We start from the raw sequence: 296 nt of genomic DNA on the forward strand, positions 1-296 counted from the left end.
GGTCGAGGACACCGAAAGCGAACGGGCATGCTAACTCCAGAAGGCCTCCGCAGGCCGAGATGTCGGGATTAATTATGTCCACTGCGCGGGCTGCGAAAAGTGAGCGAAAGTCGTCCTTGGTGTATAGGGTCTCGCCTGCCACGATCGGAGCGTCCGACACCTGTCGCACTTCATGCAGTCCCTCCAGATCGAACGCGGGCACAGGCTCTTCGATCCAATAAGGCCGCAGTTCTGCGATTGCCTTGGCGAAACGGGAAGCGATATTGGGGCTGAAACGTCGGCTGCATTCAATAAGC

The 296-nt window shown here is 57.8% G+C and carries 1 protein-coding gene; it reads right to left on the bottom strand.

Features of this window, described 5'->3' with window-relative positions; translation table 11 throughout:
- A partial coding sequence (locus tag EN852_RS39155) for an enolase C-terminal domain-like protein (RefSeq protein ID WP_281407868.1) occupies window positions 1-296 on the bottom strand: 296 nt, incomplete at both ends.

The sequence above is a fragment of the Mesorhizobium sp. M2E.F.Ca.ET.209.01.1.1 genome, from assembly GCF_004010375.2.
Classification (GTDB): Bacteria; Pseudomonadota; Alphaproteobacteria; order Rhizobiales; family Rhizobiaceae; genus Mesorhizobium.